This window comes from Arthrobacter sp. TmT3-37, assembly GCF_054510835.1.
Genome location: NZ_JBTNDU010000002.1, coordinates 433,232 through 456,734, shown reverse-complemented (window position 1 = coordinate 456,734; position 23,503 = coordinate 433,232). Strand labels below are relative to the sequence as shown.

The following is a 23,503-nucleotide window of genomic DNA, read 5'->3' as shown; positions in this document are numbered from 1 at the left end:
GGGCAGACCGGCCTAGTAGCCCAGCTCCACCGCGATGCTCTGCGGGGCCGTGACACCGGCCGGGATGCTCGCCACGGAGATCCCGGCGCGTGCTCCCGGCAGGACCATGACCTGCGCTCCGTAGGCAGGATCCCCCGTCGCATCGACGAGGACGGCCGCAGGGCTGCGGCCGAGGGAGGACGACGGCACGGTGACGGAGGTCCCTCCCGCGATGCCGATCACCACCGGCTCGCCGAGCGCGCCGTCGGCCGCGACGGGTGTCAGCGTCACCTCGCTCCTGCCGCTCGGTGCACCGAGGACCAGGGAGGTGTCGACGCCCTCCGCGAGGGCCATCGCCGAGTCGTTGCCCAGCCTGGCGGCAGCGGGGGCACCGGCGAGGTCGACCGGCTTCCCGTCGTCAGTCCCCCGGACGACGCGTGCCGACGCGACCACCGAGACGTCCGAGGTCACGGCGACGGTGTAGTTGCCCTCGGCCAGGGCGTCCAGCGGGATCGCCGTCACCGAGCCGGCGGCGGCCGTCACGACTCCCCCGCCGGGAAGCGCGACCTCGCCGTCCCGCCCGTAGACCGTGATGCCCAGCACGGCGTCGCTCGACCCGGGGACGAGCACCTGCAGTTCGGGGGCGGCGGCACCGTACCCCTCCTGCTCGCGGATGCTGCGCGCCGTCGCCGCGTCCTGCACGACGACGCCGGGCACCACCTGCGTGGTCCCGGCCGCGACGGCCGGCGAGAGCAGTTCGACCCCTCCGGGCGTGAGGCCCCTGAGGACGCTCTGCTGGACGACGCCGGAGATGCGTCCCCCGTCGCTGCGGACCCGCACGGCGACGCGCTCCTGGTTCGCGGCGAGTGCGGCGAGGACGATCTGGCGGGTCTCACCCGGTGCCACCAGTTGCCCCCGTGTCCCGGCCGCCTCGATCGGACCGTCCTGCCCGTACAGCTCGAGGGTGACGGTCGCCGCCGTGCCGGTCGGGTTCGTGAGGGTGAGGATCGCGGACTGCCCGGCGGTCGTCGACGCCCCCAGGAGCCAGAAGTCGCTGGAGGGCACCTGGCAGCCCGTCGCGGCGAGGCCGCGGAGGTCGCCGTCGGTGGCCGTGTAGGTGGAGGTGGCGGCGGCGACGGGTACGAGGCCGCCCTGCGGCTGCGCCCGGAACACGGAGGGGGCATCGACCCGCACGCCGCGGGAGACACCCGCCAGGCGGTTGGTCAGGCCGTCCTCGCTGCTGCTGGCCGGACCGCTCGAACCGAGCGACACCTCGGGGGCGAAGTCCTCGATCAGCGCCAGAGGGGCACCCCCACCGACCGGCAGGAGCCCACTTCCGGTGAGGGTCGCGCCGAGGTCGCTGAGGACCATCGCACTCACGGTCGTCCTGGCGGTCGCGGAGGCGGGGCCGAACTCGGGGTCGGCTTCTCCGGCGGCCGATGCGAGCAGGCGGGGCGGTGCGGGGCAGACCGCGGTGAGATCCCCCGCAGGGACGACCGCCGGGGGGACGGCGACGGCCACGCCCGGCTGCCCGACCAGCGGGTCGGCGACGCCCGCGGCGATCGCGGCTGTCGCCGCGAGCAGGACGACGCCCGTGGCCGCGGCCGCTGCCGTGCCCAGGCGGGCGCGGCGGCGTGCGGCGGTGCCGGTCCCGGCAGCCCTGTCGCGGGCGACGGCCCGGGCGGCGACGGCGGCCCGGGCGGCATCCGACGCCGGTGGGCCCGCCGGGCGCTCGGAGTCGCCGGTCCCGGGAACCGGCGTACCGCTCCCGTCGGGGCGGATCCCGCCCTGCTCGCCGGCTTCCGGAGTGTCCGTCGACGTTCCGTTCCCCGTGCGGGCCCGGTCCTGCGTGCCCTCCGCCGTGGTGTCGCGCCTGCGTCCCCGGATCACATCGGGCCTCTTCCACTCGTCACGGGCTGGGGGTCGTCGACGTGCACGTCGTCCGTCCCGGCGTCCCACGCGTCGGTTCCGTCCGGGCGACGGCGGACGCCCGGCTGCGAACGTCCGCCACCCTGGGGACGGACGACGCGGGGCCGGGACGGGACGGGGATGGCCAGGAGCATCGTCAGGACGAGGACGACCGCCTGGACCGCCTCCACCCAGGGCCGGTACGGGCTGACGTACGAGACAGCCACCGCGCCGCCTGTCGTGGGAAGCACGAATGCCTGCCGCCAGCCCTCGGACGTCGCCTCGAGCATGCGGCCGTCCAGCGTGGCCTGCCAGCCGGCATCCGCCTGCTCGGCGAGGACGAGCGTCCTGCCCTCGCCACCCGGGGGGATGCTCCCGGCGGCGTCCACCGCTCCGGACGCGACGACGGCCTCCGTCCGACCGTCGGCGGCGACCACCCGGACCCGGGCGGTGCGCTCGCCGGTGTCCTCCGTGCCGTCGTCGAGCGTCGCGGAGGACACGCGCCACAGCCGCCCTGCGTCCGTGTCACCGACCGCGGTGAGGCCGGGGACGGAGTCGATGCGGCTGCTGAGGAACTCCCCGGCCGTCTCGGGCTGCCGGAGGACCACGAACGCGACCCCGAGGTCGCGCAGGTCCGCCCGTGGATCGGCACCGGTGGCGCCCACGATGACGGCGGCCGTGGTGCGCAGGGTGCGTGCGGATCCGCTGTCGTCCAGCACCGCGCCACCGGGTCCCACCACGCGGGCGGCGTAGAGCGGATTGAGGTCGTCGAGGGTGGTGCCGGATCCGCGCATGAGTGCGGCGGTGACGTCGTCCTCGTCGTCGACGGTGATCACGAGCGTCCGGATCTGCTCCGGCCCCGTGCCGCGGTCGGCCGCCGTGGCCGGCAGCGGCCGCTCGGCGACGGGCCGCAGCCCGATACCGGTACCGAGGTCGGTGGTGGCCGGCGCATCCGTGGCCTCCTCGACGGGAGCGCCCGGGATCACCACGGGCTCGGCCGAGGCTGGGGGCGGGGTCGCCACGTCGGGAACGAGCCACAGTCCGAGGCCGACCAGCGGGCCGACCGCGAGGACGAGGCCGCCGGCGAACCCGGCGAGGCGCCGGCGCGGCGGGGCCGGCGCAACATCGGCGTGCTGCGCCCCGGGCATCCCCGAGAGGGCCGCGGCCAGCAGGCACAGCGACACGGCGGACACGAGCGGGCCGGGGAACACCTGGATCAGGGCGGACGTGCCCACCGCGACGGGCATCAGCGGCAGAACGGCCGCGACGGCGAGGGCGAGGACCGCCACCAGCCAGGACGATCGCACCATCCGTCCGCGCCCGCGCGGGACGAACAGCGCGAAGGCTGCAAGGACGAGGACCGGCCCGCCGATCACGACGGCGACGACGAGCGCCCAGGGACCTGCGCCGAGGAAGCCGGCCGCGGCAGGCGGGAGGAACGGATCGAAGGACACCGGGAAGCCGAGGAGCTGCTGCCACGGAGCGCCAGGGTCGAAGGGGGCAGGCACTCCGGGATCGCCGAGGAATCCCCGCGGATCCTGCAGTGCGGACAGGGCGTAGGGCAGCTGCACCGCCAGGATCGGCAGCAGCGTCCACCAGAGCGTACGGGTACGCCGCCGGCCGAGGGCCAGTGCGAGGAGCCCGCCGGGGATCACGACGGGGAGAAGGGACGGCGCGGACGCGCAGGCGACCGCGAGCACCAGGCCGGCGGCGGCCGCCGCTGTCCAGCTGCGCGTCCCGTCGATGCCCGGAACGATGACGCCGTCCGGCAGGGGGCGCGCCGGGAGGGCACCTCCGACCGCCCGGACGACTCCGAGCAGGGCCAGGGGCAGCAGGATGTGGGCGATCAGCGCGCCGAGGCGCCCGCTGCCGAGGGCTACCTGCAGGGCCGGCGCCGCTCCCCAGAACAGTGCGGCCCACAGCCGCAGCCCGCGCGACCGGGTGAGGGCGCCCGCGGCGATCCATGCGGAGAGCCCTGCCAGGGGCAGGGCGCAGACCACGGTGACGACGACGGCGGTGTTCGCCGAACCGAACCCCAGGAGCGAGAGCAGCCACAGGACGTAGGCGAACGGCGACCCGTGGGCGGCGAATCCGGTACCGAGGCCTGTCCACCAGGCCGTCGCACTGTCCCAGACCGCCCGTGGCGTCTCGGCCACCGGTACCAGCGCGCCGCCTGCCAGCGCCGCTGCCCCGACGAGCCGGTGCAGCCCGAGGAGGGCTGCAGCGAGGAGCAGCACCAGGGCGACCACGGCGCCGGCGCCGCCCCATGGACGGGCGGGCGGGGCGAGGGCCGCGAAGTCGTCGTCGCTGTTCCCGGACGGCACGTACTCCTCCGCCGGCGGGAACCCTTCCGGATCGGAGCCGCGCGACGTGAAGGCGTCCAGCACCGACTTCCGGTGGGACCAGACCTCGCGGCGGGAGGTGACGAGGGGCCGCACGATCGAGCGCGGGCGCCGGCGGCTCCGCGCGACGGAGCGGCGGGAGCGCCACAGCTGCAGGGGGCGGGCCACCCCGGCGAGGCTGCCGAGCAGCTGGCCGGTGCCATGGCCGGGGTCCTTCGCCAGGAGTCCGAGGAGCAGGCGGGCGAATCCGCCCAGCACCGCGCCGACGGCGAGCAGGGGGACGTTCCATGGAGCGGCGTGCTTGAGCCTCAGGTACACCTCGGCGGCACGCGCGGCATGCGGCGTGGAGAGCGGATGCGGCCTCGATCCGGCGTGGCGGAGGACGGCGCCCGGGACCACCACCACGCGGTGGCCGGCCAGGCGGTTCCGCCAGCACAGGTCGACATCGTCGCCCACGCCGTGAAGGGCCGGGTCGAAGCCGCCGAGGGCATCCCACACGTCGCGGCGCACGAGCATGCCGGCGGAGTTGACGGCGAACACGTCGCTCCGGGCGTCGTACTGGCCCTGGTCGTGCTCGTTCAGGTCGATGAGGGTCAGCCGCTCGGCCCACCTGCTGATGGAGAGCCCGACGTCCACGAGTTCGCGGCGGTCGTCCCAGGCCACCTGCTTCGTGCCCGCCACGGTGACCGAGGGAGCACGCTCGACGGCGAGGAGCATCTCGGCGAGCGCTTCCGGCTCGGGCGCGGAATCGTCGTGGAGCAGCCACAGCCAGTCCTGGCCGCTGCCGGCCCGGGGGTCCCGTACGGCGGGGATCTCCGCCACGGCGGCGCGCACGGCCGCCCCGAACCCGGCACGGGCGGGAGCCCCCACCACGGGACTTCCCGCCGGCAGCCGGAGCTGGAGGATGGATGCGGAGTCGTCGGAGGAGCCGGTGTCGACACCGACGCAGGAATCAGCCGGGCGGGTCTGGCGTGCGAGGGCTTCGAGGGTGCGTGGAAGGTACTCGGCGCCGTTGTGGGCTACGACGACGGCGGTGACGCGGAGGTGGGGCGGAATCAGACCGCTCGCTTCCGCAACCTGCGCCGCTCGCGCTCGGAGAGCCCACCCCAGATGCCGAACCGCTCGTCGTTCTCCAGCGCGTACTCGAGGCACTCCGACTTCACCATGCACGCGCCGCAGACCTTCTTCGCGTCGCGGGTGGAGCCGCCCTTCTCGGGGAAGAAGGCCTCGGGATCGGTCTGGGCGCAGAGTGCGTCGGCCTGCCAGGACAGTTCGCCGTCGTCGTCGACGTTCCCCGGCGCCAGCGGCAGACCGATCCACACGGGCTGGGTCGACGCCGACTGGTGCCGTCCATCGTCCTGCACGTCCGGCAGGACGCCCGGGAGGTCGGGGTTCAGGGCGGGAAGGACGAGGAGGCTGCTCGGGCGCTCCTCGACATCGGGGAGACCGGCGAGGGCCTCGTGGGCGGCGAGGAAGGCGGTCGCCTGGTCCTCGAGGGCCGAGGAGGTCCGCTCGCGATACCGCTCCCCCGCGAGGGGGTCGGCAGGATCCAGGAACCAGTCCGCGGGCACGCCCCGCGAACCGTAGCGGGCCGAGGCCTGCGCTGCGATGTCCGGTTGTTCCTGAATGCGTTCTGCCTGCCCCATGGTGAGCCTTCCCGGTGTTGCCGTTCCAACATCAGCATGGGTCGACCCTCGCGCCCCGCTGCTGGAACAAATCCGATGCCTAATTACACCGGTGTAAGTCGAGGAACGTCAAGCGGGGGCGGGGATCTTATACAGTCGGAGACGCACAAGCACGTGCGCCACGCCGCGCCGACTACCTGTCTTCATCGGCGCGTCGCGAGTACCGCCCCCGGAACCGGAAGAAGCATCATGCCACAGACACCTGCAGGGATCCTCGCCCGCATGCGCTCGGTCAGCTCCTCCTCCCCCCGCCTCGTCTGGCACGGACAGGAGGGTCGGATCGAGCTCTCGGGCCGTGTCTTCGACAACTGGGTGGCCAAGAGCGCCAACCTGCTGGCGGACGAACTCGATGCGACCGACGGGACCACGGTCGCCGTCGACCTGCCGGTCCACTGGAAGTCGCTCGCCCTCGCCTTCGCCTGCTGGCGGACCGGCTGCCTCGTCGTCCTGCCGGGGGGCGGCCCGGCGACGGGCCTCGGCACCGACGACGCCGACATCGTCCTGTCCGCCGACGCCTCCGCGCCGGTGGAACCGCCACGACAGCTCGTGTGCGTGGCACTCGGGTCCCTCGCCCTCGGGTGGGACGGCCCGCTGCCGCGTGGCGCCGTCGACTTCGCCGCGGAGGTGCGCTCGCAGGGTGATGCCTTCTTCGGCGCGGACGCCGACGCGGCCGCGCCTCTCCTGCGGGCCGACGGGCGGGCCCTGACGGGCGACGACCTGGACCGGTCGGTGGTCCTGCCCGCCGGTGCCGGTCAGGCGCCGACGGTGCTGCTCGAACCGGGAGCGGATCTCCTCCGCGCCCTCGCTGCTGCCCTTGCCGTCTGGCAGCAGGACGGCACGCTGGTCCTCGTGGAGGAGGGTGTCCCGGTGACGGAGCGCCTGCTGGCCGGCGAGCGCGTCACGGGCCGGCTGGGGACTGCCTGACCGGTTCGCCGCCCCCACCGGACATGCGGCTCCCCTGCCCGTCGGGTTCTGCGGGAGTGCTCCGCGGGTGGAGGAGCTCCTGGTCGTGGCTGAACTCGGGCTCGTCGTCGAGCTCCACGTTGAACACCCAGAACCGGTAGGCGACGAACCGGACGAAGGTGGCGAGCACGGTGCCGAAGATCCCGACGAGGAACAGCGGACTCGGCTCGGTGATGTCGAACACGTACTTGGCGACCCAGACGCAGCCCGCCGCGATGCCCATGCCGATCACGTTGATGAACACGAACATGACGAGTTCGCGGGCGGCATTCGGCTGCCGCCGGTGCCGGAAGGTCCAGTAACGGTTGGCGACCCAGGCGAAGACCGTGGCGATACCGGCGGAGACGAAGCGTGCCTTGACCTCGCTACCGCTCATCGGTCCGTGGATCAGGTACCAGTACAGCCCGTTGTCTATGACGAACGCCACTCCACCGACCGCGCCGAACTTCGCGACTTCGCGCCAGAAGAGGGATGCGAGGCCCCGAATCCGATCCATGAGTCCTGCCACTGCAACCTCCGCGGTCTGGGGATGGACACCGTGCACCGCGGGACCGGATTCCCCGCGGTTCCAAGACCGACCGCGACAGCGGCCGGCAGAGCGAGCCACCCCGGCTGACCTTTGCATGGCGTGTTTCGACCCATTTTACGGTCTCGGGACCGACGCCGTCCTGTTAAACCCCTGGTGGCCCGCTGGCAGGACGCCTGGACGTGGGCTGATCGCGCCGCCCCTCCCCGGTCCCCGGACCACCGTCGACGGGGACCCGTACGTACACCGATGACCGGGTCCGCCCGGGCCGTAGGTACCCTGTGATGGTGACTTTTCCCGTGATAGGCGTCGTCGGCGGCGGCCAACTCGCTCGCATGATGGCCGGACCAGCAGTGGAACTCGGACTCGAGCTCCGCGTCCTGGCGGAGGGACCCGACGTCTCCGCGGTGGCCGCCGTGGCCCATGCTCAGGTGGGTGACTACCGCGACCCGCAGGTGCTGCGCGCCTTCGCAGCGGGCGTCGACGTCGTCACGTTCGACCACGAGCACGTTCCGGGCGAGCTCCTCGTGGAGCTCGCCCGCGAGGGCGTGTCCCTCCATCCCGCACCGGCGGCGCTCCGCCACGCCCAGGACAAGCTGGTGATGCGGCGGGCCGTCGAGGACCTGGGCCTGCCCAATCCCCGCTGGCGGGCGGTCAGGAACCCTGCCGAGGTCGAGGACTTCGCGGCCGGGACGGGCTGGCCCGTGGTGCTCAAGACCCCCCGCGGCGGGTACGACGGCAAGGGCGTCCTGGTCCTGCGCGACGCCGCCGCCCTTGCCGCCGCGGACACCTGGTTCACGGGCGGGGAGCTGCTGGTGGAGCAGTTCGTGCCCTTCAGCCGGGAGCTCTCGGTGCTGGTGGCCCGGCGCCCGTCCGGGGAAGCCGCTGCCTGGCCCGTCGTGGAGTCCATCCAGGTGGACAGCGTGTGCGACGAGGTGATCGCGCCGGCGCCGGAGCTGTCCGACGACCTCGCCGACGCCGTCACCGCTGCGGCCCTGCGCCTCGCCGAGGCGCTGGGCGTGACCGGCGTGATGGCGGTGGAGCTGTTCGAGACCCCCGGAGCCGGAGCAGGCTACCTGGTCAACGAACTCGCGATGCGCCCCCACAACTCGGGGCACTGGACCATGGACGGGGCCATCACCGGCCAGTTCGAGCAGCATCTGCGGGCCGTCCTCGATCTCCCCCTCGGTGCCACCGACCCCGTGAGCCGTTCCACCGTCATGAAGAACGTCCTCGGAGGCTCGAACACCGACATCTACGGCGCCTACCGGTCGGCGCTGTCCTCAGGCCCATCGGCTAAAGTGCACTTCTACGGCAAGGACGTGCGTCCGGGCCGCAAGATCGGCCACGTGAACGCGCTGGCAGCTCCGGGGGAGCTCCTCGCCGACGTCCGCGCCCGGGCCTCGAGGGTTGCCGCGATACTCCGGAACGGCACCGACCAGCCCTCCGCCGACCAGGAATCACCGAAGGGAACGCAGTGACGAACGCCCAGGTAGGCCTTGTGATGGGCTCGGACTCGGACTGGCCGGTCATGGAGGCCGCCGCTGCGGCCCTGGCCGAGTTCTCCATCCCCTACGAGGCCGACGTCGTGTCCGCCCACCGGATGCCCGCGGCCATGATCGACTACGGGCGGACCGCGCACGAGCGTGGCTTGCGGGTCATCATCGCCGGCGCGGGCGGTGCGGCGCACCTTCCCGGGATGCTCGCATCGGTCACACCCCTGCCCGTGATCGGGGTCCCGGTGCCCCTGCGCTACCTCGACGGCATGGACTCCCTGCTGTCGATCGTCCAGATGCCCGCGGGCGTCCCGGTCGCGACCGTGTCCATCGGCGGCGCACGGAACGCGGGCCTCCTCGCGGTCCGCATGCTCGCGGCGGGCACCGACCCGCAGGCGCAGGAACTACGCCGCCGGCTCGTGGAGTTCGCGGACGCGCTGCGCGAGACGGCCGAGGACAAGGGCGCCGCCCTCCGGTCCCGGATCGCGGCGTCGACGGCGGGCGACGCATGACGACCGGCGCGCACGTCCGCGGTGGCCGGCAGGCTCCCGAGCTCACCGATCCGGTGCGGTACCCGCAGGTGGCGCCGCCCGCGGTGCGCACCAAGCGCGCCTTCGTCCTGCTGGCCATGACGCTCGTCCTGCCGGGTTCCGCGCAGGTCGTCGCGGGTGACCGCCGGCTCGGGCGCCGTGCGCTGCGGACCACCTTCGCCTGCTGGGCGCTCGTCCTCGCCGGCCTGGTCCTGGCCCTGACCAACCGCACCCTCGTGGTCGGCGTCCTGACCCACCGCTGGTGGTCCCTCGTCCTCATCGCGGCGTTGCTCGGTATCGCGCTCGCCTGGGCGCTGCTGTTCGTCAACACCCTGCGGCTGATCCGGATGCCCCTCCTGGATCGCGGCGTCCGTCCCCTGGTCGCCGGCGCCCTGGCGCTCCTCATGGTTCTCACCAGCGGGTCCCTCGCTTACGGCGCCTACGTCCTCGGCGTCGGCCGCTCCACGGTCGGGGCCATCTTCCAGTCCGGTCCGGCCTTCGACCCCGTGGACGGGCGCTACAACTTCCTCCTCATGGGGGGCGACGCCGGCGAGGACCGCACCGGCCGGCGGCCCGACAGTATCTCCGTGATCAGCGTGGACGCCGAGACCGGCGCGACCGTGACGTTCAGCATCCCGCGCAACTTCCAGAACGCCCTGTTCTCCGAGGACTCCCCGCTCTGGGAGGTCTACCCGGACGGGTACAACTGCGGTGATCCCTGCATCATCAACAGCCTGTACACGGACGTGACGCAGAACTATGCGGATCTGTACCCCGACGCCGAGGATCCAGGAGCCGAGGCGATGATGGATGCCGCGAGCGGGGTCCTGGGCATCGAGGTGCAGGCCTACCTCCTCGTCGACATGGGCGGGTTCGAGCAGCTCGTGGACGCCATGGGCGGCATCAGGATCGACGCCGGCGGCTGGGTGCCGATCACCGCCGCGGAGATCCCCGGGACGGATCCCATCCGCCACTACCCGCCCGACGGCTGGATCCGCCCCGGCGTCCAGACCCTCGACGGGTACCACGCGCTCTGGTACGCGAGGTCGCGGGAATTCGTCACCGACTACGACCGCATCGCACGGCAGCAGTGCGTCCAGCAGGCCATGATCGCCCAGCTCGATCCCGCGACCGTGCTCACCCGCTTCGAGTCGATCGCCGCGGCGGGGACGCAGATCGTCGAGACGGACATCCCCCAGGACCAGCTGGCGAGCTTCGTGGACCTCGGGCTGAAGGCGAAGGACCAGGAGACCCGGCGCCTGACCATCGGCCCGCCGGACTTCGGCACGCCCGCCGAGAACTTCGTCACCTACCCGGAGTTCGACGTCATCCACAGCCGCGTCCAGGACATGTTCGCCCAGGGCGCCGCGGACCCCGCGGCAGCGGGCGTGCTGCAGCTCGACCGCGCCGGCGTCGTCTCGCGGACCCCCGTGCACAGCACCGCGCACACTCCGGTCCGGGTCCCGGCGCAGACCACGGACGACGGCATCACGGAGGAATACCTGCAGGAACTCGCGACGATCGGCGACGACCTCACCCTCGGTGAGCTGCTGTCGGACAACGGCGAGTGCTCCCCCGCCTGACCCACTGCGGCGAGCCCGACGACCACCCCGAGCCGAAGGACGGAAGACGATGTACCTCCTGGAGAACACCCTCCGCCCGTATGCCTGGGGCTCGGAACGCGCCATCGCGGACCTGCTCGGCAGGGAACCCTCGGGCGGACCCGAGGCCGAGCTCTGGGTCGGTGCCCACCCGGACTCGCCGTCGCAGGTGGTACAGCCCGACGGGGGCCGGACCAGCCTCCACGACCTGATCGCCGACGACCCGGACAGGCTCCTGGGCGAGGCCGTTGCCGCACGCTTCGACGGGCGGCTGCCCTTCCTCCTCAAGGTGCTCGCGGCCGGTTCCGCGCTGTCCCTGCAGGTGCACCCGAGTCTGGCGCAGGCTGCGGCGGGGTACGACGCCGAGGAGGCCGCCGGCGTCCCGCAGGATGCTCCGCACCGCAACTACCGCGACCGGAACCACAAGCCGGAGCTGATCTTCGCGCTGACGTCCTTCGACGCGCTCTGCGGCTTCCGCCCCCTGCCGGAGGCGGTGGGGATCTTCACGTTCCTGGCCGCGGCCGTCGGACCCGGCTCTGCCGCGCAGGACCTGCTCGACACGGTGGCCGCGCAGCTCGCAGCAGGAAGCGGCGAGGCTCTGCGGACGGCCTTCACACTGCTGCTCGAGGCGCCGCAGGAGGTGGTGGCGGACGTCGAGGCGGCGGTGGCCGACCGGGCGAGCGGAGGGCCGGCCGGGGCCGACGGGGCCGACGGGTTCGACGGCGACATCGCCACCGTCCGCGAGCTGTCGGCCCAGTACCCCGGAGATCCGGGTGTGCTCGTGGCGCTGCTGCTCAACCGCGTGGTGCTCCGGCCCGGGGAAGCCCTCTACCTGCCGGCCGGCAACATCCACGCCTATCTCGGCGGACTGGGCATCGAGGTCATGGCGTCGTCGGACAACGTCCTCCGCGGAGGACTCACGCCCAAGCACGTCGACGCCGCGGAACTGCTGTCCACCGTGGTGTTCGAGCCCCTCGCCCCGCCGTCCCTGTCCCCCGAGTACTCGCTGCTCGACCAGGAGCTGTACCGCCCGCCCTTCGACGAGTTCCAGCTCCAGCGGATCGTCCTGGCGGACCCCGCTGCGGATCCCGCGGGCGGATCAGGGGGCGACGACGACCGGGGGGACAGCCCACTGCCGGCCGGCGCGAGTGTCGCTCCCGCCCATGTGCCGGTGGTCCAGAACGGGCCCGTGGTGGTCCTCGCGGTCAGTGGACCGATCCTGCTGGACACCCCGAACTCGACCCTGTCGGTCCCCCGCGGGGGCAGCGCCTTCGTCGCCGCATCGGAGGCGCCGCTCGTCGTCCGCCCTGCGGCCGACGCCCGCGGGGCCACCGGCGGCCCCGTCCTGGCCTTCGCCGTGACGGCCGGCGGGACGCCTGCCCGCTAGGAGCGCCCCGCCCGCACCTGCCGCACCCTGCCGAGGAGGCGACCGCCCTGCCGGCGCGCCACCTGCATGCCGCGCTTCGCCAGCGGCAGCGCACGGCTGAACAGGGGGTAGAACGGCGAGAGCGGCAGGTCCCAGGTGCCGGCGAGCTGGTCCTCGTGGTGCGCCCAGCCCATCTTGAAGCGGGAGACGCCGTCGTTCAGCAGTCCGTTGAAGTCGTAGCGCCGGACCCCGCACGCCTTCATCTCGGAGATCGCGAACCACTTCAGCGCGTAGTTCGCGCGCAGCCGCTCGCCCTCGTCCGTCATGCCGCCGTAGAGCTCGAAGCTCGTGGTGTCCGTCGAGGAGAGCCACAGGAACGCGACGACGTCCTCGCCGTGGAAGGCAGCGTACACCGGCGAGGCGTCGCCGAGATTGTCGAAGATGTCCAGGTAGTAGGAGTCCTCGTGGATCCCGAACCCCGCGCGCTCCGCCGTCAGCCGGTAGACGTCGAGGCAGGCAGCGATCTCGCTGCGGACGACCCGCCGGATCTCGAGGCCCTCCCGCCCGGACTTGCGGATGTACTGGCGGTGCTTCTTGCTCATGTCCGCCAGGAGTTCCTCCTCCGACCGGTGCAGGTCGAGGATGAGCGTGCGCCCGATGAGGATGGTGTTCGTGCTCGGCCTCCAGCCTGCGGCGGGCAGGGCGAGGACGGCGCCGCTCGTGGCGTCCCAGTCCGGTTCGATGGAGAGCGCGACGGAACGGTGGGCAGCACGCACGTACCCGGCGACGGCCTCGAGGACCTCGACCTCCCGCCCCGGACCGGTCTGGGGACCGCGCGGGATGTAGGCCAGGTTCCGCAGCGGGAGCGGCAGGGTCTTGAGGACGATCTGCGCTGCAGCGATGACCGCACCGTCCTCGGCGACGAGCACCCGGTCGACGCTCCAGCCGTGCGCCGCCTTCGTCTGGCCCCAGCCCCACAGCTGCTGGGGATGGCCTCCCAGCCGTTCGACGGTGGTGTCCCACAGGGCGCGGTCGGAGCAGGGCGTTACGGAAAGGCTCATCCGACCAGCCTATAGGGGCGCACGGGCGGTTCCCGCTCCGGCCGCGCGCCCGCGGCGCTAGTCCTTGATGCGGGCGTAGGTCTCCCACTTGTGGGCCTGGTGTTCGCCGTCGACCACGCGGATGGTGCCGGACTTGGAGCGCATGACCATGGACTGCGTGAGGACCTTGTCCTTGCTGTAGCGCACGCCGCGCAGCAGGTCGCCGTCGGTGATGCCGGTGGCGGCGAAGTAGCAGTTGTCGCTCGTGACGAGGTCGTTGGTCGAGAGCACCCGGTCGAGGTCGTGGCCGGCGTCGAGGGCCTTCTGCTTCTCCTCGTCGCTGGTGGGCCAGAGCCTGCCCTGGATGACGCCGCCGAGGGACTTGATGGCACACGCCGCCACGATGCCCTCCGGAGTGCCGCCGATGCCCATGAGGGCGTCGACGTCGGTGCCCTCCCGGGCGGCCGCGATGGCCCCGGCGACGTCGCCGTCCATGATGAACTTCGTGCGCGCACCGGCGGCGCGGATCTCCTCCACGAGCGGCTTGTGGCGGTCCCGGTCCAGGATCATGACGTTGAGCTGGCTGACCTTCTTGCCGTTCGCCTTCGCGATGAGGTGCAGGTTCTGCTTGACCGGCAGGCGCAGGTCCACCATGTCCGCGGCCTCCGGGCCGGTGACGAGCTTCTCCATGTAGAACACGGCCGAGGGGTCGAACATCGAGCCACGCTCGGCGACCGCGAGCACGGCCAGCGCATTGTTGATGCCGAGCGCCGTCAGGCGGGTGCCGTCGATGGGGTCGACGGCGACGTCGCACTCGGGTCCGCTGCCGTCACCCACGCGCTCACCGTTGAAGAGCATGGGCGCCTCGTCCTTCTCGCCCTCGCCGATCACCACGACGCCGTTGAAGTGGACGGTCTGCAGCAGGGAGCGCATGGCGTCCACCGCCGCGCCGTCGGCGAGGTTCTTGTCCCCGAAGCCGACCCAGTGGCCGCCCGCGATCGCCGCGGCCTCCGTCACGCGGACGAGTTCCAGCGCGAGGTTCCGGTCCGGTTCGTCGTCCCCGACGGCCAGCGCCGGAGACAGTGTGGAGTACTGGGCATTCGTTGCGTTCTGGGACACGGCTATCCTCATCGTCGAAGGTGGTCAGGCAGTACGCGGACGTATCAGTTCCGTGCTGTCATCATAGGCTGGCCCGGCGCCCCCGGACCTGTGACGCTGCATACGTACGCGTCCGCGCGGGCCCTTCCGGTTAGGCGGGGCGCCGGGCATCAGCGAAAATGGACGGGTGAGCGATTCGAGCGATGAGCGGACGACCCCGGACCCCGAGACCCGCCCCTCCGGCGCGCAGGCGGCCGTACCGGGCGGGCCGCGGCCCGGCGGCGACGCGCGGTCCGACGAGGACCTGGACGACGACGCCCCCCCGATCACCCTGACGCCGAACCAGGCGAAGCGTGCCAGCTCGACGGCCCGCGGCATGCTGATCGCGACCGGGGCGACCATCGCCGTCGTCCTGCCCGTCTACTTCCTGAATCCGACCTACACGGCCGAGACGTACCGGCGCGACGTCGACGTCGCGACCGTCGCGAGGCAGGCCGCGGGTGACGCCGGCTACCTGCCGGCCTCGCCGGGGCTCCCGGACGGCTGGTCCTCGAACTACGCCCGCTGGGTGACCGGCCGCAGCGACGGTGTCGACTTCTGGGAGGTCGGCTTCCTCACGGCGGACAGCGGCTTCATCCAGCTGACCCAGACCGACGACGCCAACCCCACCTGGCTGGCGCAGCGCGTGGGCGACGCCCAGGTGTCGGGCACGCGGTCCATCGGCGGGCTGGAGTGGGAACTCCTCGACGCGCCGGACGGCGACACCGTGCTCACGTCCGAGGTCGACGGCGCCACGGTGGTCCTGAACGGCGAGGCGTCCCTCACCGAGTTCGACACCCTCGGCGGTGCGGTGATCGAGGACGTGCGGCAGAACGCGGTCGAGGAGGCCGAGCGCCTGTCATCTTCCGACACGGACGGATCGTGACGGACCGGACCAGTACAGTGGGCGGCGTGACTCAGCAACTGACGCCCGCCGCGGCCTGGCTCCGACTCCAGGAGGGCAACGCGCGCTTCGTCGCCTCCGACGTCTCCCATCCCAACCAGGACGCCTCCCGCCGCACGGCCCTCGTGAACGACCAGAACCCGTTCGCCGTCATCTTCGGCTGCTCGGACTCGCGCCTGGCGGCGGAGATCATCTTCGACCTCGGCCTCGGCGACGTCTTCGTGGTGCGGACGGCCGGCCAGGTGATCGACGACGCCGTCCTCGGTTCGCTCGAGTACAGCGTCAGCGTCCTGGGCGTGCCGCTGATCGTCATCCTCGGCCACGACAGCTGCGGGGCGGTCACGGCGACCATGAACGCCGTCGAGACCGGGGACATGCCCGTCGGATTCATCCGCGACCTCGTGGAGCGCATCACGCCGTCCGTCCTCACGGCGCGCAGGGAGGGCATCACCGACATCAACGCGACGGTCATCGAGCACACGAAGCAGACCTCGGGGCGGCTCGTCGACAGCTCGCGGGTCATCGCGGAGGCCGTGGAGAACGGTTCCGTCGCCGTCATCGGCGTCTCCTACCGCCTCGACGAGGGCAAGGCCGTGCTCGTGTCGGGATTTGGCGCACTGTAGCGGAGAAGGCGAGAATTGCCGCATGACTCCAACGCCTGCAGCCAGCCCTGATTCCAGCTCCACGACCGGCGCGACGCCCGGCACGGAGGATGCGCAGTACCGCATCGAACACGACACGATGGGCGAGGTGCGCGTCCCGGTCGACGCCCTGTACCGCGCACAGACGCAGCGTGCCGTCGAGAACTTCCCGATCTCCGGCACCACGCTCGAGCGGGCCCACATCGAGGCCCTCGCCCGCATCAAGAAGGCCGCGGCGACGGCGAACGCCGAACTCGGCGTGCTCGACGAGGAGCGCGCCCGGGCCATCGAGGCGGCAGCGGAGGACGTGGTCTCCGGCAGGTACGACGGCGACTTCCCCGTCGACATCTACCAGACCGGTTCCGGCACGTCGTCGAACATGAATGCCAACGAGGTCATCGCGACCCTTGCGACCCGGGCGCTGGAAGCGGCCGGCAGCACCACGTCGGTCCACCCGAACGACCACGTCAACGCGTCGCAGTCCTCCAACGACGTCTTCCCGACCTCGGTCCACGTCGCGGCGACCTCCGCACTGGTCAAGGACCTCATCCCGTCCCTGGCGCACCTCGCCGAAGCGCTGGAGCGTAAGGCCGAGGAGTTCAGCACCGTCGTGAAGTCCGGCCGGACGCACCTCATGGACGCCACGCCGGTCACGCTCGGCCAGGAGTTCGGCGGCTACGCGGCGCAGGTGCGCTACGGGATCGAACGTATCCAGGCATCGCTGCCCCGCGTCGCCGAGGTGCCCCTGGGCGGCACCGCCGTCGGGACCGGCATCAACACCCCCGCGGGGTTCTCGGCGCGCGTCATCGAGCTCCTCGCCGAGGACACCGGGCTGCCGCTCACCGAGGCCCGCGACCACTTCGAGGCCCAGGCGAACCGCGATGCCCTCGTCGAGGTCTCGGGCATGCTGCGGACCATCGCCGTCTCGCTCACCAAGATCCACAACGACCTGCGCTGGCTCGGGTCCGGGCCCAACACGGGCCTCGGCGAGATCGCCCTCCCCGACCTGCAGCCCGGCTCCTCGATCATGCCCGGCAAGGTCAACCCGGTCATCGCCGAAGCGGTGCTCATGGTCTGCGCCCAGGTCGTCGGCAACGACGCCACGGTGGCCTGGTCCGGCACCAACGGCGCCTTCGAGCTGAACGTCGGCATCCCCGTGATCGCCCGCAACGTGCTCGAGTCCATCCGCCTGCTCAGCAACTCGACGCGGGTCTCCGCCGACCGCATGATCGACGGCATCACCGCGAACGTCGAGCGGGCCCGTTTCCTGGCCGAGGCGTCGCCGTCGATCGTCACACCGCTCAACAAGCACATCGGGTACGAGAACGCGGCCAAGATCGCGAAGAAGGCCGTCGCCGAGGGGCTCACGGTGCGTGAGGCCGTGGTCGCGCTCGGCTTCGTGGAGCGCGGCGAGCTCACCGAGGAGCAGCTGGACTCGGCCCTCGACGTGCTGTCGATGACGCGGCCGCCGCAGGCCTGACCCGCAGCAGGCCGGAGGACCGGGGGCGTACCACGCAGTGGTGCGCCCCCTTTTCCTTGCCCGCCGTCAATTTGCACCATGCAAGCATGAGTGCAAATATGTACTCCATGAGTGTCAGTGCAAGAAGTGACGGGTTGGGACTGCGGGAGCGCAAGCGCCGCCGGACCCGGGCATCGCTCGTCGCCACCGCCCGCCGCCTGACCCTCGAGCACGGCCTCAACGGGTTCACCGTCGAACAGCTGTGCGAGGAGATCGGCATCTCCCGCCGGACGTTCTTCAACTACTTCCCCTCCAAGGAGGACGCCGTCCTCGGGCATGCGGACGAGGGCTTGTCGGAGGAGCTGCTGGCGGACTTCGTCGACTCCGGCCGGACCACCCCGCCGGTCCCCCTCCTCGAGGCCCTCACCACCCTGTTCGTGGATTTCGGCAGCCGCATCAGCATCTCGCGCGAGGAGTACGCGACGATGTCCGCCGTGCTCCATCGGGAGCCACAGCTCCTGGCGCGGATGTTCGCGCGGGCGGAGTCGAAGTCCCAGCTCCTGACCGAGCTCATCGCCACGCGCGAGGGCCTGCCCGCCGGTCATCCCACCGCCCGTGTCGCGACCGTCGTCCTCGGCGAGCTCGCCCGCCGGTCCCTCGACGAGTTCTTCGCCGAGGGCAACGAGTCGACCTACGCGCAGGTGTTCTCCCGCATGGTCGACGGCCTGCGCTACCTCTTCCCCTCTCCTGACCCCACTCCCGATCTCTCGCAGAACCAGGAACCAGCATGAGTACAACGACGGCGCCGGACGGCCCGCTCCTCCTGACGCAGAAGCGCATCTGGATCATCTTCTCGGCGCTCATCGCCGGGATGCTGCTCTCCAGCCTCGACCAGACCATCGTCTCCACGGCCATGCCCACCATCGTGGGCCAGCTCGGCGGCGTCGAGCACCAGACGTGGATCACGACGGCGTACCTGCTGGCCACCACCATCGTGATGCCGATCTACGGGAAGTTCGGCGACGTCCTCGGACGGCGCAACCTCTTCCTCTTCGCCATCGCACTCTTCACGATCGCCTCCGTCGGATGCGCCTTCGCCACCGACTTCTGGGCCTTCGTGGTCTTCCGTGCCATCCAGGGCCTCGGCGGTGGCGGCCTGATGATCCTCTCCCAGGCGATCATCGCCGACATCGTCCCCGCCAACGAGCGTGGCAAGTACATGGGACCCCTCGGCGGCATCTTCGGCCTCAGTGCCGTCGCCGGCCCCCTCCTCGGCGGCTACTTCGTGGACCACCTCACCTGGAACTGGGCCTTCTACATCAACATCCCGGTCGGGATCGCCGCCTTCGCCATCGCCTGGTTCACCCTGCGACTGCCGTCGAAGAAGGCCACCCGGCGGATCGACATCCCCGGCGTCGTCCTGCTGTCCGTCGCCACGACCTGCCTCATCTTCTTCACGGACTTCGGCGGAGACGCCGCCGAGGGCTGGACCTCACCGCTCACGTGGACGTTCGGCGCCGGCATGGTCCTCGCGGCGGTCGGCTTCGTCCTGGTGGAACGCCGCGCGGAGGATCCCATCATCCCGCTCGGGCTCTTCCGCAACCGCACCTTCGTCACCAGCACCGGGATCGGGCTCACCCTCGGCCTCGGCATGTTCGCCGCCCTGGCCTTCATGCCGACCTTCCTCCAGATGGCGTCCGGCACCTCGGCGGCCGTCTCCGGCCTGCTCCTCGTCCCGATGATCGTCGGTCTCATGGGAACGTCGATCTTCTCGGGCATCGCGATCTCCCGCACCGGCCGGTACCGGAAGTACCCGATCATCGGTGTCTCGCTGACGCTCGGAACGCTGCTCTGGATGTCCACGCTCATCGCCGACACCCCGATCTGGGTCATCTGCACCATGCTGTTCTTCTTCGGTGCGGGGCTCGGCCTCATCATGCAGGTCATCGTCCTCGTGGTGCAGAACTCGGTGGCGCCGACCATGGTCGGTGTCGCGACGAGCACCAACAACTACTTCCGCGAGGTCGGTGCGTCGCTCGGCGTCGCCGTCTTCGGGGCGATCTTCACCAGCCGCCTCTCCGAGCGGCTGCGGGAGACGTTCGCGGCATCCGGCGCGAGCCCCGAGGCCGCCGGCGAGGCGACCTCGACCCTCGACCCGGCCGCCCTGAACGCACTGCCCGCCCAGCTGCGGGAAGCCGTCGTGAGCGACTACGCGGAGTCCCTGGCCCCCGTGTTCCTCTATCTCGTGCCGTTCCTCGTGATCGCCCTGGTGCTCGCGCTCCTGCTGCGGGAGATCCCGCTGTCCGAGACCTCGGGCATGGTCGCCCGCGGGGAGGCGATCGGCGGGGAGGAAGCGGACCGCCTGGAGCGGGAGCGTGCCGCGGCGGCGTCCGCTGGACGCTCGTCAGGGGTGGCCGTCGCCGCCACGCCGTCGGACCCGCAGTTCGGGGTGCCTCGCGACACCTCCTCGGAGCGGCCCGGGTCCTGACCCCGCGCACGCACCCGAGCCCCTCACCGGCCCGGCAGCCCCTCGGACGGAGGGCTGCCGGGCCGGCGTCGTCAGCGGCGTCAGCGGACGAAGCGGGTCAGCCCGTCGAACGCCTCCGCCTGCCGGATCAGCGCGAGGTGCCGTGGCGTGAGGGGCGGCAGCGCGTCCGGCGGGAACCAGCGGACGTCGAGGGACTCGTCGTCGTTGACACGCGCGGTGCCGCTCACCCACCGGCACCGGAAGTCGAGGGTCAGGAAGGTGCACACGTCGCCGTTGGGGAAGGTGACGGGACCGTCGACGCCGGTGGCGAGCAGGTGCTCGACCTCGACCACGACGCCGGTCTCCTCCTCCACCTCCCGGCGCAGCGCGACGGCCGGCTGCTCGCCCGGATCGACCATGCCCGTGATGATGGCCCACCGGCCGTTGTCCGCGCGCCGGCCGAGGAGCACCTGCCCTGCGTCGTCGAACACCACGCCGCCGACGCCGGGCAGCCACAACGGGTCGTGGCCGATCTTGCTGCGCAGGGCGAGGACGAATTCCGGGGTGGCCACGGGTTTCAGCGTAGTACGGCGAGCGCCAGGGCCGCTCCCGTGATGAGGAAGGGCCCGAACGGCACGGAGCTGCGGAGGGTCGCCCGGCGCGACGCCACGAGCGCGAGGCTCCAGGCCCCGGCCAGCACGACGGCGACGACGGGTCCCCACCACAGTCCCGGCCAGCCCGCGAACCCCAGGTAGAGGCCCAGCAGTCCGGCGAGCTTCACGTCGCCGAGACCCAGCCCCCGCCGGAAGAGCAGGTGCAGCGCTGCGAAGGCGGCCCACAGCAGGGCTCCGCCCGCTCCCATCCCGATGATCCGGTACCACTCCCCTGCCGTCCCCGCCGCTGCCCCGAGCAGGGCGACGGCCGCGGGATAGGCGGGCAGGACGATCCGGTCCGGGAGCCTGTGCGTGCGCCAGTCGATCACGCCCAGCCGCAGGCCGACGACGACGAAGGCCGCGAGTGCGAGGGCCAGGAACGCGAAGGCGACGGGCTCCTCCCCCAGGTATCCGCTGAGCACGACGATCACGCCCCCACGCTACGCGACCCCCTGATCCCGGGAGGGGCAGCCGGTTAGACTGTGGCAATGTCGGCCCAGCACAGTTCCAGTTCCGAGGAGACGTTCCGCTCGCTCTGCCGCTCCTCCCCCTGGCGCTGGGAGACCCTCCGGTTCACCATCACGTGGCGCGCGCCGTCGGAGCAGGGCCTCGACACCCCCGCACCCCTGAAGGCCTGGCTCCGCCGGCCCGCGGCGCTCCGCGTGGAAGCCGCGGACGGCTCGCTGCTGCATTCGACGACGGGCAACGAGACCTCCCGCGACGCGCTCTACGTCAGCGCGACCCGGAAGTCGTGGCTCCTGGCGCCGCGCCTCGTGACACCCGTGTACGACGACGCCGGGCTGGTGCGGCGCCGGCCCGAGGCGGCCTACGGCGAGGCGGTGTTCGCCGATCCGCGCTGGTCGTCGATGCTCGATCCCGTCGAGCTCGCCGGCAACGCCCCGGTGGCCATGGCGTTCCCCGGCGCCGAGCGCGTGGAGGTGCAGGACCTCGCCGAGGGGAGCTTCGCCGGCCGGCCCGTCCTCACCGCCGCCGTCCGGCCGAACGCCTCGTACGTGTCCGCCGCTCCGGGCAGGCCGCTCGTGGGGCCGGGCGCGACGCGTGTCGCCATCGACCTCGGCACGGCGGTCTGCGTCTCGACGACGGCCCTCGACGGACCGGCGTGGGGCGCCGGCCACGACCTCCAGATCCTCGGGGTGGACGAGTACCTGACGGACGACTACTTCCGCGCCGCGCCCCCGGAGCTCAGCGACGTGAGCCGGCACGTCCCCTGGGTCGTCGGCTGAACCCCTTCCGGGGTCCACACCGGTTCCCCTGCCCGGACCGGACCTCCGTCCGCCGGCGGGACGACGCCGGCGGATGCCCGGTCCTGCGTGCCTAGATCTCCGCACCCTCCAGCAGCTCGGTGACGAGGGCCGCGATCGGTGAACGCTCGGACCGCGTCAGGGTGACGTGCCCGAAGAGGGGGTGGCCCTTGAGGATCTCGACGACGGCGGCGATGCCGTCGTGCCGTCCCACGCGCAGGTTGTCGCGCTGCGCGACGTCGTGGGTCAGGACGATCTTCGAGTTCTGCCCGATACGGCTCATCACCGTGAGCAGCACGTTCTTCTCGAGGGACTGCGCCTCGTCGACGATCACGAAGGAGTCGTGCAGGCTACGGCCCCGGATGTGGGTGAGCGGCAGCACCTCGAGCATGCCGCGGTCCATCACCTCCTCGACGACCTCCTGCGACACCAGGGCCCCGAGCGTGTCGAAGACCGCCTGCGCCCAGGGGTTCATCTTCTCGTTCTCGCTGCCCGGCAGGTACCCGAGTTCCTGGCCGCCCACGGCGTAGAGGGGGCGGAAGACCACCACCTTGCGGTGCTCCCGCCGTTCGAGGACCGCTTCGAGGCCCGCGCACAGGGCCAGGGCGGACTTGCCGGTACCCGCCCGGCCGCCCAGGGAGACGATCCCCACCTCGGGGTCCATCAGCAGGTCGATCGCGAGGCGCTGCTCGGCGGAACGCCCGTGCAGCCCGAAGACGTCACGGTCGCCCCGGACGAGCCGTACCTGCTTGTCCGTCCCGACCCGTCCCAGCGCGGAGCCGCGCGGGGAGAGCATGATCACGCCCGTGTTCACCGGCTGTTCGGCCGCTCCCGGGGTGAAGACGGCTGCGTGGTCGTACAGGGCGTTGACCTCCTCGACCGTCGCCTCGAGTTCCGCCACGCCCGTCCAGCCGGAGTCCTTCACGAATTCGTTGCGGTACTCGTCGGCCCGCAGGCCCATCGCGGACGCCTTGACGCGCATCGGCAGGTCCTTCGAGACCACCGTGACGTCCCGCCCCTCGACGGCGAGGTTCTTGGCCACGGCGAGGATCCGCGAGTCGTTGTCACCGCTCCGGAAGCCCACGGGCAGCACCTCGGGCGAGACGTGGTTGAGTTCGACGCGCAGCGTCCCGCCCTCGTCCCCGATGGGGATCGCCCTGTCGAGTCCGTCGTTCTCCACCCGGAGGTCGTCCAGCAGCCGAAGGGCCTTCCGTGCGAAGTACCCGAGCTCGGGGTCGTGGCGCTTCCCCTCCAGTTCGGAGATGACGACGACGGGCAGGATCACCTCGTGTTCGGCGAACCGCAGGATCGCGCGGGGGTCGGACAGCAGGACCGATGTGTCGAGGACGAAGCTGTGACGGCCGGCCGCCGCGGCCGTGTCGATGGTCCCGGTGGTCGCGTCCTGGTGGGACGTGGTGGTTGTAGCCACAGAAACTCCGCTCCGGGGTGCGCACACCCCGAATTCGTAGGGTGGGGTGGACGATCCGGCCCGGAGGCCGGTCGCGGCCTCCCCGACTCGTACGAGATGCCTGTCAGCACCGTCG

The 23,503-nt window shown here is 72.0% G+C and carries 20 protein-coding genes; 11 read left to right on the top strand and 9 right to left on the bottom strand.

What is annotated here, in order from left to right; translation table 11 throughout:
- Nucleotides 1-12: 12 nt before the first annotated feature.
- The 3 genes from ACX80U_RS04915 to ACX80U_RS04905 are packed head-to-tail and all read right to left on the bottom strand — an operon-like array spanning nucleotide 13 to nucleotide 5,875.
- A complete protein-coding gene (locus ACX80U_RS04915) occupies nucleotides 13-1,869 on the bottom strand; it encodes a DUF5719 family protein (RefSeq protein WP_459267609.1) in 1,857 nt (618 codons plus the stop codon).
- Entirely contained in the window at nucleotides 1,866-5,285 is a 3,420-nt protein-coding gene (locus ACX80U_RS04910) for a glycosyltransferase (RefSeq protein WP_459267638.1), read from the bottom strand. Before ACX80U_RS04910 ends, ACX80U_RS04915 begins: the two co-directional genes overlap by 4 nt.
- Nucleotides 5,285-5,875: a WhiB family transcriptional regulator gene (locus ACX80U_RS04905; protein WP_459267608.1), complete on the bottom strand. Its 591-nt coding sequence runs from the start codon at nucleotides 5,873-5,875 to the stop codon at nucleotides 5,285-5,287. The genes ACX80U_RS04910 and ACX80U_RS04905 overlap by 1 nt, the downstream gene beginning before the upstream one ends.
- A gap of 228 nt (nucleotides 5,876-6,103) precedes the next feature.
- Between ACX80U_RS04905 and ACX80U_RS04900 the strand changes: the two genes are divergently transcribed.
- The gene (locus ACX80U_RS04900) at nucleotides 6,104-6,838 is read left to right on the top strand and encodes a TIGR03089 family protein (protein ID WP_459267607.1); all 735 of its coding nucleotides are present in this window, start codon (nucleotides 6,104-6,106) and stop codon (nucleotides 6,836-6,838) included.
- On the opposite strand, the gene ACX80U_RS04895 is transcribed toward ACX80U_RS04900, so the two are convergent.
- Nucleotides 6,813-7,373 (bottom strand): GtrA family protein, encoded by a 561-nt coding sequence (locus ACX80U_RS04895; protein ID WP_459267606.1) that lies wholly within the window; start codon nucleotides 7,371-7,373, stop codon nucleotides 6,813-6,815. The two genes, ACX80U_RS04900 and ACX80U_RS04895, sit on opposite strands and share 26 nt — an antisense overlap.
- Nucleotides 7,374-7,690: 317 nt before the next feature.
- Between ACX80U_RS04895 and ACX80U_RS04890 the strand changes: the two genes are divergently transcribed.
- Genes ACX80U_RS04890 through manA form a run of 4 tightly spaced genes read left to right on the top strand, consistent with a single transcriptional unit; the run spans nucleotide 7,691 to nucleotide 12,417 of the window.
- Complete coding sequence (locus ACX80U_RS04890; RefSeq protein ID WP_459267605.1) at nucleotides 7,691-8,884, top strand: 5-(carboxyamino)imidazole ribonucleotide synthase; 1,194 nt, start codon at nucleotides 7,691-7,693, stop codon at nucleotides 8,882-8,884.
- A gap of 23 nt (nucleotides 8,885-8,907) precedes the next feature.
- Nucleotides 8,908-9,411, top strand: a complete 504-nt coding sequence (gene purE, locus ACX80U_RS04885; protein WP_133082270.1) for a 5-(carboxyamino)imidazole ribonucleotide mutase — start codon at nucleotides 8,908-8,910, stop codon at nucleotides 9,409-9,411.
- On the top strand, nucleotides 9,408-11,012 hold the full coding sequence (locus ACX80U_RS04880; protein WP_459267604.1) for an LCP family glycopolymer transferase: 1,605 nt from the start codon (nucleotides 9,408-9,410) through the stop codon (nucleotides 11,010-11,012). Before purE ends, ACX80U_RS04880 begins: the two co-directional genes overlap by 4 nt.
- 49 nt (nucleotides 11,013-11,061) lie before the next feature.
- Nucleotides 11,062-12,417, top strand: a complete 1,356-nt coding sequence (gene manA / locus ACX80U_RS04875; RefSeq protein ID WP_459267603.1) for a mannose-6-phosphate isomerase, class I — start codon at nucleotides 11,062-11,064, stop codon at nucleotides 12,415-12,417.
- On the opposite strand, the gene ACX80U_RS04870 is transcribed toward manA, so the two are convergent.
- Together ACX80U_RS04870 and glpX are read right to left on the bottom strand one after the other, a co-directional pair.
- Complete coding sequence (locus tag ACX80U_RS04870) at nucleotides 12,414-13,457, bottom strand: lipid II:glycine glycyltransferase FemX (protein WP_459267602.1); 1,044 nt, start codon at nucleotides 13,455-13,457, stop codon at nucleotides 12,414-12,416. The genes manA and ACX80U_RS04870 overlap by 4 nt on opposite strands.
- A gap of 57 nt (nucleotides 13,458-13,514) precedes the next feature.
- Nucleotides 13,515-14,567 (bottom strand): class II fructose-bisphosphatase, encoded by a 1,053-nt coding sequence (gene glpX / locus ACX80U_RS04865; protein WP_133082009.1) that lies wholly within the window; start codon nucleotides 14,565-14,567, stop codon nucleotides 13,515-13,517.
- Nucleotides 14,568-14,721: 154 nt separating this feature from the next.
- Here glpX and ACX80U_RS04860 point away from each other — a divergent pair, with 154 nt between their 5' ends.
- The 5 genes from ACX80U_RS04860 (at nucleotide 14,722) to ACX80U_RS04840 (ending at nucleotide 20,065) form a co-directional block, all read left to right on the top strand.
- The gene (locus ACX80U_RS04860) at nucleotides 14,722-15,459 is read left to right on the top strand and encodes a DUF4245 family protein (protein ID WP_133082008.1); all 738 of its coding nucleotides are present in this window, start codon (nucleotides 14,722-14,724) and stop codon (nucleotides 15,457-15,459) included.
- A 26-nt stretch (nucleotides 15,460-15,485) separates the two neighbouring features.
- Nucleotides 15,486-16,100 carry a carbonic anhydrase gene (locus tag ACX80U_RS04855; RefSeq protein ID WP_133082007.1) on the top strand — a complete coding sequence of 205 codons (615 nt, stop codon included), beginning with the start codon at nucleotides 15,486-15,488 and terminating at the stop codon, nucleotides 16,098-16,100.
- A 22-nt stretch (nucleotides 16,101-16,122) separates the two neighbouring features.
- On the top strand, nucleotides 16,123-17,598 hold the full coding sequence (locus ACX80U_RS04850) for a class II fumarate hydratase (RefSeq protein WP_459267601.1): 1,476 nt from the start codon (nucleotides 16,123-16,125) through the stop codon (nucleotides 17,596-17,598).
- Between the two features lie 86 nt (nucleotides 17,599-17,684).
- Nucleotides 17,685-18,368: a TetR/AcrR family transcriptional regulator gene (locus ACX80U_RS04845; RefSeq protein ID WP_459267600.1), complete on the top strand. Its 684-nt coding sequence runs from the start codon at nucleotides 17,685-17,687 to the stop codon at nucleotides 18,366-18,368.
- Nucleotides 18,365-20,065 carry an MDR family MFS transporter gene (locus tag ACX80U_RS04840; protein ID WP_459267599.1) on the top strand — a complete coding sequence of 567 codons (1,701 nt, stop codon included), beginning with the start codon at nucleotides 18,365-18,367 and terminating at the stop codon, nucleotides 20,063-20,065. The genes ACX80U_RS04845 and ACX80U_RS04840 overlap by 4 nt, the downstream gene beginning before the upstream one ends.
- A gap of 80 nt (nucleotides 20,066-20,145) precedes the next feature.
- On the opposite strand, the gene ACX80U_RS04835 is transcribed toward ACX80U_RS04840, so the two are convergent.
- On the bottom strand, nucleotides 20,146-20,616 hold the full coding sequence (locus ACX80U_RS04835) for an NUDIX hydrolase (RefSeq protein ID WP_459267598.1): 471 nt from the start codon (nucleotides 20,614-20,616) through the stop codon (nucleotides 20,146-20,148).
- A gap of 5 nt (nucleotides 20,617-20,621) precedes the next feature.
- Nucleotides 20,622-21,128 carry a prepilin peptidase gene (locus ACX80U_RS04830; RefSeq protein ID WP_459267597.1) on the bottom strand — a complete coding sequence of 169 codons (507 nt, stop codon included), beginning with the start codon at nucleotides 21,126-21,128 and terminating at the stop codon, nucleotides 20,622-20,624.
- Between the two features lie 57 nt (nucleotides 21,129-21,185).
- Here ACX80U_RS04830 and ACX80U_RS04825 point away from each other — a divergent pair, with 57 nt between their 5' ends.
- A complete protein-coding gene (locus ACX80U_RS04825; RefSeq protein ID WP_459267596.1) occupies nucleotides 21,186-21,941 on the top strand; it encodes a hypothetical protein in 756 nt (251 codons plus the stop codon).
- Nucleotides 21,942-22,032: 91 nt separating this feature from the next.
- Here ACX80U_RS04825 and ACX80U_RS04820 read toward each other — a convergent pair whose 3' ends face one another.
- Nucleotides 22,033-23,343, bottom strand: coding sequence for a PhoH family protein (locus ACX80U_RS04820; RefSeq protein WP_459267637.1), 1,311 nt, complete (start codon nucleotides 23,341-23,343; stop codon nucleotides 22,033-22,035).
- Nucleotides 23,344-23,503: the final 160 nt, after the last annotated feature.

Excerpts from the sequence above, each read along its gene's own strand:
- ACX80U_RS04905 (WP_459267608.1), bottom strand. The coding sequence starts at position 5,875 with ATGGGGCAGGCAGAACGCATTCAGGAACAACCGGACATCGCAGCGCAG.
- ACX80U_RS04900 (WP_459267607.1), top strand. The coding sequence starts at position 6,104 with ATGCCACAGACACCTGCAGGGATCCTCGCCCGCATGCGCTCGGTCAGC.
- ACX80U_RS04895 (WP_459267606.1), bottom strand. The coding sequence starts at position 7,373 with ATGGATCGGATTCGGGGCCTCGCATCCCTCTTCTGGCGCGAAGTCGCG.
- purE (WP_133082270.1), top strand. The coding sequence starts at position 8,908 with ATGGGCTCGGACTCGGACTGGCCGGTCATGGAGGCCGCCGCTGCGGCC.
- ACX80U_RS04880 (WP_459267604.1), top strand. The coding sequence starts at position 9,408 with ATGACGACCGGCGCGCACGTCCGCGGTGGCCGGCAGGCTCCCGAGCTC.
- manA (WP_459267603.1), top strand. The coding sequence starts at position 11,062 with ATGTACCTCCTGGAGAACACCCTCCGCCCGTATGCCTGGGGCTCGGAA.
- ACX80U_RS04870 (WP_459267602.1), bottom strand. The coding sequence starts at position 13,457 with ATGAGCCTTTCCGTAACGCCCTGCTCCGACCGCGCCCTGTGGGACACC.
- glpX (WP_133082009.1), bottom strand. The coding sequence starts at position 14,567 with ATGAGGATAGCCGTGTCCCAGAACGCAACGAATGCCCAGTACTCCACA.
- ACX80U_RS04850 (WP_459267601.1), top strand. The coding sequence starts at position 16,123 with ATGACTCCAACGCCTGCAGCCAGCCCTGATTCCAGCTCCACGACCGGC.
- ACX80U_RS04845 (WP_459267600.1), top strand. The coding sequence starts at position 17,685 with ATGAGTGCAAATATGTACTCCATGAGTGTCAGTGCAAGAAGTGACGGG.
- ACX80U_RS04840 (WP_459267599.1), top strand. The coding sequence starts at position 18,365 with ATGAGTACAACGACGGCGCCGGACGGCCCGCTCCTCCTGACGCAGAAG.
- ACX80U_RS04825 (WP_459267596.1), top strand. The coding sequence starts at position 21,186 with ATGTCGGCCCAGCACAGTTCCAGTTCCGAGGAGACGTTCCGCTCGCTC.